The sequence below is a fragment of the Micromonospora sp. CPCC 205554 genome, from assembly GCF_036902745.1.
GTDB lineage: Bacteria > Actinomycetota > Actinomycetes > Mycobacteriales > Micromonosporaceae > Micromonospora > Micromonospora tulbaghiae.
In genome coordinates this window covers 78,398-91,782 of the sequence record NZ_JBAKHP010000002.1, presented here as the reverse complement: position 1 = coordinate 91,782, position 13,385 = coordinate 78,398, and the positions used below count along the sequence as shown (strand labels likewise).

Sequence of the window (13,385 nt, the reverse complement as noted above, 5' to 3'; positions counted from 1 at the left end):
CGGTCATGTCGGGTTATGGACTTCCTGTCGGACCTCAGTTCGCCATCAGATCGGCGCCACGCCAGCTGAACTCCGGGTCCGACGCGTAGCGCACGGTGATCTTCACGAGATCCTCCGCGTACTTGTTCGCGTGGTGCCCACAGAACACCAGCTCGCTCCCACCCGCCAGAGTGATCCGGAGCTTGCCGGCAGCATTGCAGCGGTCGCACCGTTCATCGGCGGCCGGGGGGCTCACCGTCTCGGGCGGCGGCGTGAGGGTCGGGGTCATCGCCTTCCTCCTCTGGTCGTCACCGATGAACACTCTCTTCGGTTGCTCACCTATCGTGCAACACCCATCTCGGGCCCTGCCTTCCCTGTGTGCCCGCGGGGGACCGAGGTCACACCTGGCGTGGAGGACAGTGTGCCGTGCACCAAGGGTGCCACGTCAACGATCACAAACAGGCAACCGACCGGTCACCGATCAGTGTTCTACGGCTGGTGATCAAACCGGCACGATTTGTTGACGTGCGCGGTCAGTCCAGGTAGTCGCGGAGCACCTGGGAACGCGAGGGGTGCCGCAACTTGGACATGGTCTTGGATTCGATCTGCCGGATGCGTTCCCGGGTCACGCCGTACACCTGGCCGATCTCGTCCAGAGTGCGCGGCTGGCCGTCGGTGAGGCCGAAACGCAGGCGCACCACGCCCGCCTCACGCTCGGACAGCGTCTGGAGGACCTGCTGGAGCTGGTCCTGGAGCAGCGAGAACGACACCGCGTCGACCGCGACGACCGCCTCGGAGTCCTCGATGAAGTCGCCGAGCTGGCTGTCACCCTCGTCGCCGATGGTCTGGTCCAGCGAGATGGGCTCCCGGGCGTACTGCTGGATCTCCAGCACCTTCTCCGGTGTGATGTCCATCTCCTTGGCCAGCTCCTCCGGGGTGGGCTCGCGGCCCAGGTCCTGGAGCAGCTCGCGCTGGATCCGGCCGAGCTTGTTGATCACCTCGACCATGTGCACGGGGATGCGGATGGTGCGGGCCTGGTCGGCCATGGCGCGGGTGATGGCCTGGCGGATCCACCAGGTGGCGTAGGTGGAGAACTTGTAGCCCTTGGTGTAGTCGAACTTCTCGACGGCGCGGATGAGGCCCAGGTTGCCCTCCTGGATCAGGTCGAGGAAGGCCATGCCGCGACCGGTGTAGCGCTTGGCCAGCGAGACCACCAGGCGGAGGTTGGCCTCCAGCAGGTGGTTCTTGGCCCGCTCGCCGTCCCGGGAGATCCACATCAGGTCGCGCTGCAGGTCGCGGACCAGCTTCTCCTCGCCCTCGTCGGCGGCGCGCAGCCGCTCGGCGGCGTAGAGGCCGGCCTCGATCCGCTTGGCCAGCTCGACCTCCTGCTCGGCGTTGAGCAGCGGCACCTTGCCGATCTGCTTCAGGTACGCCCGCACGGAGTCGGCGGAGGCGGTCAGCTCGGCGTCCCGGCGCGCCTGCTTGAGCGCCTCGGACTCCTCGTCGTCCCACTCGAAGTCGTTGTCGGTGGCGGAGCTGGCCGCGTCGGCCTCGGCGGCCTGGGTCAGCTCGGCCGGCTCCTCGACCACCACGTCCTCGATCTCGGCGGCCAGCTCCTCCGGGTCGATCTCACCGTCGGGGCCCTCGGTCTTGCCACCGGCCTTGGCCGGCTTGGCCGCGGCGGTCTTCGCCGCCACCGTGGCCTTGGTGGCGCGGGTCGCCTTGGTGGCCTTCGCCGGGGCCGCGGCCTTGGCCACGTCGGCGGTGGTGGCCTTGCGCGCGGTCGCCTTCCGGGGGGCCGGGGCGGGCGACTCGTCGGCGGCGGGCGCCTGCTTTGGGGCGGGCGCGGCGGCCTTCTTGGTGGTCTTGGCGGTGGTGGCGCGGGAGGCCGGGGTGGCGGACCGGGCGGCGGCGACGCGGCGGCGGGTGCTCGCCGAGCCGTCCACCACCACCGTCACGCCCGCCTCGGAGAGCGCGCGGAGGATCTTCTTGGCCTGGGCCGGGGTCACCTCAGCGGACTCGACGGTGCGCGCGAGCTGGGCCGACGTGAGCTGGCCGCCGGCGCTCTGCGCGTGGGCGATCAGGGTGTCGGTGAGCGAGCGAACGTCGGCGCCGGTCTGGCGGGGATCTGTCACGAAGACCTTCCGGAGGCGAAAGAGCGAGCACGGCCGGGTCGTCCGGCGCAGCATGGGACGGCCGCGCCGGGCGAGTCGTTGAGGACCCCCGTGTCCCGGGCCGTCCGGTCGCTGGCGGTCCGTGGCGCGTGGGCAGGGTGAATTGTAACGCCGTCTGCCGCGATCATCCCGCGCCGCACGGCGGACCTGCGGTCCGGGACCGCAGATTCGGCGCAGATGTGGACTTTGTAAGGATGATACCCGCGCACGAGACGGCCGGTCCCGATCGTGCCGGAAGGGGAGAGACATGATCACCTCGACGCCCACGGCGCGGGAGTTGCTCACGATCGCTGTCGACGTGGCCCGGGAGGCCGCCGCCACCGCGTACCGGATGCGGGTCGAGGGCGTCTCGGTGGCCGCGACCAAGAGCACGGTGACCGACGTGGTCACCGCCGCCGACCGGGCGGTCGAACGGCAGGTGGTCGCCGCGCTGCGGCAGCGGCGGCCCGGCGACGCGGTGCTGGGCGAGGAGTACGGCGCGGGCGACAGCGGCCCCGCCGACCCCGACGGCGTGCGCTGGATCCTCGACCCGATCGACGGAACCGTGAACTACCTGTACGGGCTGCCGTACTGCGCCGTCTCGCTGGCCGCCGAGGTGGCCGGCGAGGTGGTCGCCGGAGTGGTCCGCAACGTCGTCACCGGCGAGGAGTGGACCGCGACGCTGGGTGGCGGCGCCTGGCGCGACGGGCAGCGGCTGCACGGCTCCACCGCGACGGACCTCGGGCAGGCGCTCGTCGCCACCGGGTTCGGCTACGAGGCCGGCCGCCGGGCACACCAGGCGCGGGTCGTGACCGAGCTGATCCCGCACATCCGGGACATCCGCCGGATGGGCGCCGCCGCGCTCGACCTCTGCCTGGCCGCCGAGGGGCGGGTGGACGCGTACTACGAGAAGGGTCTGGCCGACTGGGACCTGGCCGCCGGCGGGCTGGTCGCCCGGGAGGCCGGGCTGCTGGTGACCGGCCTGTCCGGCCGCCCGCCCGGCCCGGACCTGGTGCTCGCCGCGCCGCCGGCGCTGCACGGGCCGCTGCACGACCGGCTGGTCGACCTGGACGCCTCCGGCGGCCCGTGACGGCGGCGCACACGCGACAGGGCGGCCTCCCCGGAGAGAGACCGCCCTGTGTCGTCGTCGCGCCCGCCGCCTACTTCTCGATCGGCATCGGGCAGGTCTCGGGCGGCGCCTGCGGCGCGCCCAGGTCGCCGAGCGACTGGTTGACCTCGGTGGTGGTGGCGAGCTGCTGGAACTGGTTGCCCAGGACCACGTCGACCACGTCGTCCTTGCGGTTCGCGTCGAAATCCTGGTTGGCCTCGTTCAGGAAGTACGCGCGCAGCAGGTGCGCCGAGCCCACGGCCTTGGGCCCGAACCGCAACTGGGCCACGCCGTCGAACGCCTTCTTCTCGTTGCCGACCTTCTTGACCTGGAACTTACGGTTGCGGAAGTCGTCCGCGACGCTGCCGGCCCGGCCGGCCTCGTCGGTGGCGTTGTAGACGTTGATCTTGACGTCCTTCTGCTCCCGTAGCCGCAGGTCGACCAGCGGCCAGCCGTCCGGGCAGGCGGCCGCCGTACCGGCTGTGCCCTGACTGTCCTTCAGCACGGCGACGACCACGACGACCAGGGCGACGACCGCCAGCAGTCCGACGACAACGAGTGCCCGCACTCGCGCAAAACTCATCCTGGGCGCTCCCCGGACAGTGATTGGGTGGTGGCGGGCGACGCGGTCGGGCCGCGACCGGTCGGCCGTCCAGTACGCCGCTGAGGTTAACGCTTGTCCGGCTCAGGCGTGGAAACAGTCCGACATACCGGCGCGCCACGCGGTGAACCGGTAGGACTACCCCTATCTTCGTGTCGCCTGAGTCACATTGGGAACAACTTCGGGCGCAGAGGCGTACATCTCTCCCGCGAGGGCGGTATACATGCCTCGCCCACAGGGGGGGTAAGGTTCCGCGCTCACCGGGGGCATTTCGTACCGGCGGGCCCGGCCCACCGCTCGTCGGGTCGGGTGCCCGACAGAGATGGTGGCCGGTCAGGGGAACCGAAACGGTGTCGTCCGGCGTTACAACCGGCAGCGACAATATCGATATTGGAGAGTGAAACCGATGGCCACCGACTACGACGCCCCGCGTCGCGACGAGGTAGACCTCGGCGAGGACAGCCTGGAAGAGCTCAAGGCCCGGCGGGTCGACTCACAGTCGGGCGCCGTGGACGTCGACGAGGCCGAGGTGGCCGAGAGCTTCGAGCTGCCCGGCGCCGATCTGGCCGACGAGGAGCTCACGGTCAAGGTCCTCCCGATGCAGCAGGACGAGTTCCGGTGCGCCCGCTGCTTCCTGGTCCACCACCGCAGCCAGCTGGCGGTCGAGCGCAACGGCGACCTGATCTGCCGCGAGTGCGTCTGATCCCGGCCGGGGACACCAGCGGCGGCCTCCTCGACGGGGCCGCCGCTGTTCGAGCCGCCGCCGTGCGCGCGCGGCCGATAGCTGCTTGACTCGTTACGGGCGGCTGCCACGCCGCGCGGAGCGGGAGGGCGGACGGGTGAGCGAGCGCAGCGAGGGGACCGGCGCCGACCGGACCCCGGCTCCGGCGGCCAGGCCGGCACCGACCGGGCCGGACGTGACGGCGGCAGGACCGGACAGGGGACCGGCCGGCGCGGGCACGACGCCCGATCCGACCGGCCCGGACACCGATGAGCTGGGCGCCACCGTCGCCGCCCTGACCGCCGACGACATCGCGCCGGCCCGCCGGCGGCAACTGCTGGCCCGGCTGGTCGGGCAGGCCCGCGCCCGTGGGATCACCGACCTGTTCAAGCCCCGTGCCGCGGTGCGCTGGATGACCGACACGGTCGCCGAGGTCGCCCCGCACGTGCCGATCCGCGACCTCGCCACCCTGCGGCGGCACTTCCCCGGCCTGGACGACGACGCGCTCGCCGACCGGCTGGTCCGCAACGCGTCCCGCGCCACCGCCGGAGTCGGCGCCGCGGGCGGCGGGGTCGCCGCGGTCGAGTGGGCGGTCACGCCCACGCTTCTCTCCGCGCCCGTCCTGCTGGCCGCCGAGACGGTGGCCGTGGTGGCGATCGAGCTGAAGCTGATCGGCGAGCTGCACGAGGTCCACCGGGTGCCGCTGCCGGCCGGCGGCACCGGCCGTGCCGTGGCGCTCGTGCAGTCCTGGGCCACCCAGCGGGGAGTCAACCCGATGATGCCGGGTGTCGGGGTGAGCGCGGTGCTCGGCACCGCCGCCCGCCGGGAGCTGCGGGACAGCCTGATGCGCCGATTCGGGCGCAACCTCACCACGCTCGGGCCGTTCCTGACCGGCGCCGCCGTGGCCGGCTACCTCAACCGCCGGGCCACCCGCGCGCTCGGCGAGCAACTGCGCAAGGACCTGCGGCGTACCGCGCGTGCCCTGCCGGAGGCGCCGTCCTGACCGGCCGCGCCGGGACCGGCCCGAGGCCGGGCCGCGCCGGACCGTCAGGCCGCGTCGCGGGCGGCCAGCAGGGCGGTCGCCAGCAGGACCGGGTGCCGCGTGCTGACCACCCAGAACGGCGTCGGGTCGGCCGGGTCGTCCAGCACCACCTGCACCGCGCCCCCGATCCACGGGCGCTGCACCACGAAGGCGAGCGGGTCGGAGCCGACGCCGAGCACCTCGCGCCGGCCGGCCGCGTCCAGCGGCACCACGTCCGCGACGTACCGCACGGGCAGGTGGGCGTCGTCCACCCGCAGCTCGCCGTCGCGCACCTCGACCCGGATCCGGCCCAGCCACCACAGGGCGGCCACCGCGGCGGGGATCAGCAGTACGAACGGCAGCCAGGCGCGCACCCCGGTCGCGCCCATCCACAGCTCGACCGCGAGCAGACCGGCCGCGGCCAGCCCGAGCGGCCACGCCCACCAGGGCAGCCCGAGGCGCTCCGCGTACGGCGCGGCGGTGGCCGTCGGGGCGGCCGGAGATGACGACTGACGCACACAGACGAGGGTACGGCGCGGGAGCGGCCCGGCAACCGGCAGGATGGCAGGGGCACCCCGCAGGACCGGACGGAAGAGGATGACCGTGACAGACGTCGTACCCGTGCCCGTACGGCTGCTCGACCCGGAGCTGCCACTGCCGGCGTACGCCCATCCCGGCGACGCCGGGGCGGACCTGGTGGCCGCCGCGGACGTCGAGCTGCCCCCCGGCGGCCGGGCCCTGGTGCCCACCGGCGTGGCGGTGGCGCTGCCGGACGGCTACGTCGGGCTGGTGCACCCCCGATCCGGACTTGCGGCCAGACTCGGCGTGACGGTGCTCAACGCGCCCGGTACGGTCGACGCCGGCTACCGGGGTGAGATCCTGGTCAACCTGATCAACCACGATCGGGACACGCCAGCCAAGATCAGCCGGGGCGACCGCATCGCGCAGCTCGTGGTCCAGCGGGTCGCCCGGGCCGAGTTCCGGCCGGTGGCCGAGCTGCCCGGATCCCGGCGTGGCACGGGCGGGCACGGGTCCACCGGCGGGCACGCCGGGCTGGTCCCGGCGCCGTCCGGCGGGCAGAGCGAAGAGGTGGCAGGGTGATTGTGAACAGCGGAGGGTGGGCGCAGTGATCTTCTCCCGGAAGCGGGCCGACGAGGCGCGTGACAATGGGGTCCTCGACGCCGAGGAGACCCCGTCGGCGCCGGACCGCGGCCCGTACGACGTCAGCGAGGCCCCCGACGCGCCTCGCCTCGACCTGGGCAGCCTGCAGATCCCGGCGGTGCCGGACGTCGAGGTGCGGGTCCAGGCCGACCCGCAGGGCGTGATCCAGCAGGTGGTGCTGGTGCACGGGCAGAACGCGCTCCAGCTCGGCGTCTTCGCCGCGCCCCGTTCCGAGGGCATCTGGGACGAGGTGCGCGAGGAGATCCGCCAGTCGCTGGTCAGCGACGGCGCGACCGCCCAGGAGGTCGAGGGGGAGCACGGGCCCGAGCTGCGCGCCCGGGTGCGCACCCCGGACGGGCCGACCGACCTGCGGTTCGTCGGCATCGACGGCCCGCGCTGGATGGTGCGCGGCGTCTTCCAGGGCGCGGCCGCCGCCGACCCGGCCGCCGCCGGTCCGCTCGCGGCCTGCCTGGACGGCCTGGTCGTCGACCGCGGCCAGGAGGCCAAGCCGGTGCGCGAGCCGCTGCCGCTGCGGCTGCCCCGCGAGGTCGCCGAGCAGCAGGCCGCCGACGCGCAGGAGGTCTGATCCGCACGTGCCCGGGCCCGGCGTCGTCCGACACCGGGCCCGCGGCGTGTCCGGTCCCGGGCGGCGGTACGCGCCACGCCGCTCCCGCCGGCGGGCCACTGCGCGTACGCTGGCGGGACGGTTCCGCCGCCCGCGGGGCCCCGCTGTGGAGAGGGTGACGCGGAGGTCATGACGACCGACGAGAGCCGGGGGTCGCTGCGGCGGCTCCTGCACCGGCTCACCGCGAGCGAGGCCGAGATCGAGGCGCAGGAGCTGCGCCGGGAGAGCGCCGAGTCCGGCGGCACGCCCACCCACCAGTGCAACCGGGGTCAGGTGGTGTCGGTGGCCGGGCGGCTGCGTACCGTCGTCTACACGCCCCGCACGAACCTGCCCACGCTGGAAGCCGACCTCTACGACGGCAACGACGTGGTGACACTGGTCTGGCTGGGCCGCCGGCACATCGCCGGGATCGAGCCGGGCCGGCACCTGACCGCGCGCGGCCGGGTGGCCGTGCGTGACGACCGCAAGGTGATCTACAACCCGTACTACGAGCTGGAGTCGCCGAAGTGACGACCGGACAGCAGCAGACCCCGTCGGGCCTCGGCCCGCAGGACGAGGAGCGGCTGCCCAGCCTCGCCGAGCAGATGGCCGACCAGCTCGGCGGATGGCGCGGGCTGGTCGAGTCGAGCATCCCGGTGGTGGTCTTCGTGGTCGCCAACGTGATCGGTGAGCTGCGGCCCGCCGTGTACGCCTCGGTGGCGGTGGCGCTGCTGATCGCCGGGCTTCGGCTGGCCCAGCGCAAGCCGGTGCGGCACGCGGTGAACGGGCTGTTCGGCGTCGGCATCGGCGCGCTGCTGGCACTGCGCACCGGCGACGAGCGCGACTTCTACCTGCCGGGCATCCTCTACGGCATCGGGTACGGCCTGGCGTTGCTGCTGTCGGCCGCGATCCGGCAGCCGCTGGTCGGCTGGATCTGGTCGGTGCTGGTGGCCAAGGGCCGTTCCGAGTGGCGCGACGACCCCAAGCTGGTACGCACCTTCACCCAGCTCACCGTGCTCTGGGGCGTGGTGTGGCTGGCCAAGGTCGGCGTGCAGGCCGGGCTCTACCTGGCCCACCAGGACACCGCCCTCGGCGTGGCCCGGCTCGCCCTGGGCTACCCGCCGTACGCGCTGCTGCTGCTGATCACGGTGTGGGTGGTGCGCCGGGTCACCCGGGAGGCCGCACCCACCCCGCTGCCCGGCTCCTGACGCCGCCTCAGGCGCGGTCCCGGTGCCGGTCCGCGCTGGCCGGACCGAGGATCACCGCGCGCACGTCGTCCTCCACCGCCGCGGTACAGACGAACACCAGCTCGTCGCCGGCCTCGATCGGGTCGTCCGGGGTCGGCACCAGCACCCGCTTGCCGCGCACGATCGCCACCAGCGCCGCGTCCCGGGGGATCGGCACCGCGTGGATCGGCTGGCCCACGTAGGGCGCGGTCGGCGGCAGCGTGATCTCGACCAGGTTCGCCTCGCCCTGGCGGAACGTCATCAGCCGGACCAGGTCGCCGACTGTGACCGCCTCCTCGACCAGCGCCGCCATCACCCGCGGCTTGCTCACCGCGACGTCCACGCCCCACTGCTCGGTGAACAGCCACTCGTTCTCCGCCCGGTTGACCCGGGCCACCACGCGGGGAACCGCGAACTCGGTCTTGGCCAGCAGCGACACCACCAGGTTGACCTTGTCGTCGCCGGTGGCGGCCACCACCACGTCGCACCCGGCCACGTCGGCCTCCTCCAGGCTGGCCAGCTCGCAGGCGTCGGCGAGCACCCAGTCGGCGGCCGGCACCCGGTCGGGCCGCAGCATTTTCGGCTGGCGCTCGATCAGCATCACCTGGTGGCCGTTGTCGATCAGCTCCTGGGCGATCGAGCGGCCCACGTTGCCGGCGCCGGCGATGGCGATCCGCATGGCTCAGTGCCCCCCTTCCGGCGGCGCCGCCGCCACCGACGTGACCGGGCCGTTGATGTCGTCGGTCACCAGCATGTAGACCTGGTCGCCCTCCTGGATCACCGTGGAGGCGGTGGGCAGCGTGCCGATCCCGAACCGGTTCAGGTAGGCCACCCGGGCGCCGACGGCCTGCTCCAGCTGCCGCAGCGGCCGGCCGATCCAGTCCTTGTGCACCGGCACCTCGATGATCGAGACGGTGCTGGTCGGGTCGCGGAAGATCTCCACGTTGCCCTCGGGGACCAGGTGGCGCAGCATCCGGTCGGCGGTCCATCGGACGGTCGCCACGGTGGGGATGCCGAGCCGCTCGTAGACCTGGGCGCGGCGCTGGTCGTAGATGCGGGCGGCGACCCGGGACACGCCGAACGTCTCCCGCGCCAGCCGGGCCGAGATGATGTTGGAGTTGTCGCCGCTGGACACCGCCGCGAACGCGTCGGCCCGCTCGATGCCGGCCTGGCGCAGCACCTCGCCGTCGAAGCCCGCGCCGGTGACCGTGACGCCGGCGAAGTCCGGCCCGAGACGGCGGAACGCGTCCGCGTCCTGGTCGATCACCGCCACCGAGTGCCCACGCGACTCCAGGCTGTGGGCCAGGGTCGACCCGACCCGGCCGCAGCCCATGATCACCACATGCACGGTGTCCGCTCCTCCCACGGCGCCGCCCGCCGACCCGTCGCCTGCGAGCCTGCCACGTCCCTCTACCGGACGGGGGACCGAACCGTACCGCGCGGCCGCACGCGGGCCGGATCGACCACCCCCGCGCCCCGGACCCGGTGGTCGTACGCTTGGCGGTTGTGGCCCGACCCACCTCGCTGCTGAAGCGACTCCTCCTCGGTCGACCGTTCCGGTCCGACCGCCTCCAGCACACGCTGCTGCCGAAGCGCATCGCGCTGCCGGTCTTCGCCTCGGACGCGCTCTCCAGCGTGGCGTACGCCCCGGACGAGATCCTCCTGACGCTGTCCATCGCCGGCGCCTCGGCGTTCATCTTCTCGCCGTGGGTCGCGCTCGCGGTCGTCGTGGTCATGCTGACGGTGGTGGCGAGCTACCGGCAGAACGTGCACGCCTACCCCTCCGGCGGCGGCGACTACGAGGTGGCGACGGTCAACCTCGGTCCCAAGGCCGGCCTCGCGGTGGCGAGCGCGCTGCTCGTCGACTACGTGCTCACCGTCGCCGTCTCGGTCTCCTCCGGCGTGGCGAACCTCGGCTCGGTGGTGCCGTTCGTGGCCACCCACAAGGTGCTCATCGCGGTCAGCGCGGTGGTACTGCTCACCGCGATCAACCTGCGCGGCCTGCGCGAGTCGGGCACCGCCTTCGCCATCCCCACGTACGGCTTCGTGATCGTGATCGGCGGCATGCTGCTGACCGGGCTGATCCGCGTCTTCGTGCTCGGCGACGACCTGCGCGCGCCGAGCGCCGGCCTGGAGATCCAGGCCGAGCACAGCGTCACCGGGTTCGCGCTGGTGTTCCTGCTGCTGCGCACGTTCTCCTCGGGCTGCGCCGCGCTCACCGGCGTGGAGGCGATCTCCAACGGCGTACCGGCGTTCAAGAGCCCGAAGTCGAAGAACGCGGCGACGACGCTGCTGCTGCTCGGCGGCATCGCGGTGGCCATGCTGGTCGGCATCATCTGGCTGGCCCGCCTCACCGGCCTGCAGTTCGTCGAGGACCCGCGCACCCAGATCATCTCCGGCCCGGACGGGTACGTGCAGAAGACGGTCACCACCCAGCTCGGCGAGACCGTGTTCGGCGGCGGCTCGGTGCTGCTCTACGTGGTCGCCGGGATGACCGCGCTGATCCTGTTCCTGGCCGCGAACACCGCCTTCAACGGCTTCCCGGTGCTCGGCTCGATCCTCGCGCAGGACCGCTACCTGCCCCGCCAGCTGCACACCCGCGGCGACCGGCTGGCGTTCTCCAACGGCATCCTCTTCCTGGCCGTCTTCGCGGTGGTGCTGATCGTCGGCTTCCAGGCCGAGGTGACCAAGCTCATCCAGCTCTACATCGTCGGGGTGTTCGTCTCGTTCACGCTCTCCCAGGCCGGCATGATCCGGCACTGGAACCGGCACCTGCGCCGCGAACGCGACCCGGAGGCGCGCCGCCGGATGATCCGCTCCCGGGCGATCAACACGTTCGGCATGGCCATGACCGGCGTCGTGCTGATCATCGTGCTGGCCACCAAGTTCCTGCTCGGCGCCTGGATCGCGATCGTCGCGATGGCCGTGATGTACGTGGTGATGCTCGGCATCCGCCGCCACTACGACCGGATCGCCGAGGAGCTGGAGCCGACCGAGCAGCGGGGTGTGCTGCCCGCCCGCAACCACGCCATCGTGCTGGTCAGCAAGCTGCACAAGCCGACGCTGCGGGCCGTCGCGTACGCCCGGGCCACCCGGCCGGACACGCTCACCGCGGTCACCGTGAACGTGGACGAGCAGGACACCCGCGACCTCCAGGCCGACTGGGAGCGCCGCGAGCTGCCGGTGCCGCTCACCGTGATCGACTCCCCGTACCGGGAGATCACCCGCCCGATCCTCAACTTCGTCGCGTCGGTGCGCCGGGAGTCGCCGCGCGACGTGGTCACCGTCTTCATTCCCGAGTACGTGGTGGGGCGCTGGTGGGAGAACCTGTTGCACAACCAGAGCGCGCTGCGGCTCAAGGGCCGGCTGCTGTTCGAGCCGGGCGTTATGGTGACCAGCGTGCCGTGGCAGCTCGCCTCCACCGCGAGCAAGAACCTGGACCGGCTGGACGACGCGCTCAGCCGCGGCCCGGCACGTGGCCCCCGGGTGGCGCCGCAGAGCACGCTGCCGCCGCCGGTGGCGTCCACGCCCTCCGCCGATCGGGAGGAGCGGCAGTGAGCGCCGTAGATCGTCCCGGTGCCGCGTCGGCGGAGCGGCCCGGGCTGGAGGAGGCCGAGCGGGTCGAGCTGACCGTCGACGCGGTCGCGCCGGGCGGGCACTGTGTGGCGCGGGCCGGCGGGCAGGTGGTCTTCGTCCGGCACGCGCTGCCCGGCGAGCGGGTGGTGGCCGAGGTGACCGAACTGCACCGGGGCTTCGCCCGTGCCGACGCGGTGGAGATCCTGGACGCCTCGCCGGACCGGGTCACCCCGCCCTGCCCGTACGCCCGGCCGGGCCGGTGCGGCGGCTGCGACCTCCAGCACGTCGCCCCGGCCGCCCAGCTCGACTGGAAACTGGCAGTGGTGCGCGAGCAGCTCACCCGGCTGGGCGGCCTCACCGCGGAGCGGATCGACGCGCTCGGCGTACGCGTCGAGGCGCTGCCCGGCGGGCCGCTGGGCTGGCGTGCCCGGGTCCGCTACGCGGTCGACGCGGCCGGCCGGGCGGGGCTGCTCAAGCACCGCTCGCACGAGGTGGTGCCGATCGAGCGGTGCCTGATCGCGCACCCGAAGATCCAGGAGCTGCCGGTGCTCCCGCCCACCGGCGCCCGCTGGCCGGACGCCGACGCGGTGGAGACGGTCGCCAGCACCGGCGGGGACGTCGCCGTGGTCGCGTACACCGACGGGGTTCCGACGGCCGTGAGCGGGCCGCAGCGGGTCCGGGAGACGGCGGCCGGGCGGTCCTTCACGCTGCCCGCCTCCGGGTTCTGGCAGGTGCACCCGGCGGCGGCGGACGCGCTGACCGGCGCGGTCCTCGACCTGCTCGACCCGCGGCCCGGCGAGACCGCCTGGGACCTGTACGGCGGGGCCGGCCTGTTCGCCGCCGCGCTCGCCGGACGGGCCGGCGGCGCCCGGGTGACGCTCGTCGAGTCGGCGCCGGACGGGGTGGCCGCGGCCCGGGAGAACCTGGCCGGCCTGGCCGGCGTCGAGGTGGTGGCGGCGCGGGTGGAGACCGCGCTGTCCCGGCGGCGGATCACCGGCCCGGTCGACCTCGTGGTGCTCGACCCGCCGCGCTCCGGCGCGGGCGCCCCGGTGGTCCGTGCGGTGGCGGCCGCCGGACCGCGTGCGGTCGCGTACGTGGCCTGCGACCCGGCCGCGTTCGCCCGGGACGTGCGCACGTTCACCGAGGCGGGCTGGCGGCTGGCCGCGCTGCGGGGCTTCGACCTGTTCCCGATGACCCAGCACGTGGAGCTGGTGGGCCTGTTCCTGCCTGGCTAG

General features: G+C 73.4%; 15 protein-coding genes. 9 read left to right on the top strand and 6 right to left on the bottom strand.

The window, feature by feature from the left end; all coding sequences use genetic code 11:
• Positions 1-34: 34 nt before the first annotated feature.
• Both V6U82_RS03450 and V6U82_RS03445 read right to left on the bottom strand, forming a co-directional pair.
• Positions 35-268: a DUF7455 domain-containing protein gene (locus tag V6U82_RS03450; protein WP_013284786.1), complete on the bottom strand. Its 234-nt coding sequence runs from the start codon at positions 266-268 to the stop codon at positions 35-37.
• A 244-nt stretch (positions 269-512) separates the two neighbouring features.
• Entirely contained in the window at positions 513-2,114 is a 1,602-nt protein-coding gene (locus V6U82_RS03445) for an RNA polymerase sigma factor (RefSeq protein ID WP_334459147.1), read from the bottom strand.
• Between the two features lie 286 nt (positions 2,115-2,400).
• Between V6U82_RS03445 and V6U82_RS03440 the strand changes: the two genes are divergently transcribed.
• Positions 2,401-3,222 (top strand): inositol monophosphatase family protein, encoded by an 822-nt coding sequence (locus V6U82_RS03440; protein WP_334459146.1) that lies wholly within the window; start codon positions 2,401-2,403, stop codon positions 3,220-3,222.
• A gap of 70 nt (positions 3,223-3,292) precedes the next feature.
• Here the strand turns inward: V6U82_RS03440 and V6U82_RS03435 are convergent, their stop codons facing one another.
• Positions 3,293-3,808: a LytR C-terminal domain-containing protein gene (locus V6U82_RS03435; RefSeq protein WP_181726776.1), complete on the bottom strand. Its 516-nt coding sequence runs from the start codon at positions 3,806-3,808 to the stop codon at positions 3,293-3,295.
• A gap of 439 nt (positions 3,809-4,247) precedes the next feature.
• Between V6U82_RS03435 and V6U82_RS03430 the strand changes: the two genes are divergently transcribed.
• Positions 4,248-4,544: a DUF4193 domain-containing protein gene (locus tag V6U82_RS03430; RefSeq protein WP_013284790.1), complete on the top strand. Its 297-nt coding sequence runs from the start codon at positions 4,248-4,250 to the stop codon at positions 4,542-4,544.
• A gap of 214 nt (positions 4,545-4,758) precedes the next feature.
• Complete coding sequence (locus V6U82_RS03425) at positions 4,759-5,565, top strand: hypothetical protein (protein WP_435121198.1); 807 nt, start codon at positions 4,759-4,761, stop codon at positions 5,563-5,565.
• 44 nt (positions 5,566-5,609) lie between these two features.
• Here the strand turns inward: V6U82_RS03425 and V6U82_RS03420 are convergent, their stop codons facing one another.
• Positions 5,610-6,101, bottom strand: a complete 492-nt coding sequence (locus tag V6U82_RS03420) for a DUF3093 domain-containing protein (protein WP_334459136.1) — start codon at positions 6,099-6,101, stop codon at positions 5,610-5,612.
• Between the two features lie 85 nt (positions 6,102-6,186).
• On the opposite strand from V6U82_RS03420, the gene dut reads away from it, so the two are divergent.
• The 4 genes from dut to V6U82_RS03400 all read left to right on the top strand — a co-directional run bounded on the left by dut (position 6,187) and on the right by V6U82_RS03400 (position 8,556).
• Positions 6,187-6,684: a dUTP diphosphatase gene (dut, locus tag V6U82_RS03415; RefSeq protein ID WP_199733147.1), complete on the top strand. Its 498-nt coding sequence runs from the start codon at positions 6,187-6,189 to the stop codon at positions 6,682-6,684.
• Positions 6,685-6,709: 25 nt separating this feature from the next.
• Complete coding sequence (locus tag V6U82_RS03410; RefSeq protein ID WP_334459134.1) at positions 6,710-7,330, top strand: DUF3710 domain-containing protein; 621 nt, start codon at positions 6,710-6,712, stop codon at positions 7,328-7,330.
• A 168-nt stretch (positions 7,331-7,498) separates the two neighbouring features.
• A complete protein-coding gene (locus V6U82_RS03405) occupies positions 7,499-7,879 on the top strand; it encodes an OB-fold nucleic acid binding domain-containing protein (RefSeq protein ID WP_334459132.1) in 381 nt (126 codons plus the stop codon).
• Entirely contained in the window at positions 7,876-8,556 is a 681-nt protein-coding gene (locus tag V6U82_RS03400; protein WP_334459131.1) for a DUF3159 domain-containing protein, read from the top strand. The genes V6U82_RS03405 and V6U82_RS03400 overlap by 4 nt, the downstream gene beginning before the upstream one ends.
• 7 nt (positions 8,557-8,563) lie before the next feature.
• Here V6U82_RS03400 and V6U82_RS03395 read toward each other — a convergent pair whose 3' ends face one another.
• Both V6U82_RS03395 and V6U82_RS03390 read right to left on the bottom strand, forming a co-directional pair.
• Positions 8,564-9,253: a potassium channel family protein gene (locus V6U82_RS03395; protein WP_262013542.1), complete on the bottom strand. Its 690-nt coding sequence runs from the start codon at positions 9,251-9,253 to the stop codon at positions 8,564-8,566.
• A gap of 3 nt (positions 9,254-9,256) precedes the next feature.
• On the bottom strand, positions 9,257-9,922 hold the full coding sequence (locus tag V6U82_RS03390) for a potassium channel family protein (protein WP_128138399.1): 666 nt from the start codon (positions 9,920-9,922) through the stop codon (positions 9,257-9,259).
• A gap of 158 nt (positions 9,923-10,080) precedes the next feature.
• On the opposite strand from V6U82_RS03390, the gene V6U82_RS03385 reads away from it, so the two are divergent.
• Together V6U82_RS03385 and V6U82_RS03380 are read left to right on the top strand one after the other, a co-directional pair.
• Complete coding sequence (locus V6U82_RS03385; protein ID WP_334459129.1) at positions 10,081-12,132, top strand: APC family permease; 2,052 nt, start codon at positions 10,081-10,083, stop codon at positions 12,130-12,132.
• A complete protein-coding gene (locus V6U82_RS03380; RefSeq protein ID WP_334459128.1) occupies positions 12,129-13,385 on the top strand; it encodes a class I SAM-dependent RNA methyltransferase in 1,257 nt (418 codons plus the stop codon). Before V6U82_RS03385 ends, V6U82_RS03380 begins: the two co-directional genes overlap by 4 nt.

Bases quoted from the DNA above. Each gene is read 5' to 3' on its own strand.
- V6U82_RS03440 (WP_334459146.1), top strand. From the start codon at position 2,401: ATGATCACCTCGACGCCCACGGCGCGGGAGTTGCTCACGATCGCTGTC.
- V6U82_RS03430 (WP_013284790.1), top strand. From the start codon at position 4,248: ATGGCCACCGACTACGACGCCCCGCGTCGCGACGAGGTAGACCTCGGC.
- V6U82_RS03405 (WP_334459132.1), top strand. From the start codon at position 7,499: ATGACGACCGACGAGAGCCGGGGGTCGCTGCGGCGGCTCCTGCACCGG.
- V6U82_RS03395 (WP_262013542.1), bottom strand. From the start codon at position 9,253: ATGCGGATCGCCATCGCCGGCGCCGGCAACGTGGGCCGCTCGATCGCC.
- V6U82_RS03450 (WP_013284786.1), bottom strand. From the start codon at position 268: ATGACCCCGACCCTCACGCCGCCGCCCGAGACGGTGAGCCCCCCGGCC.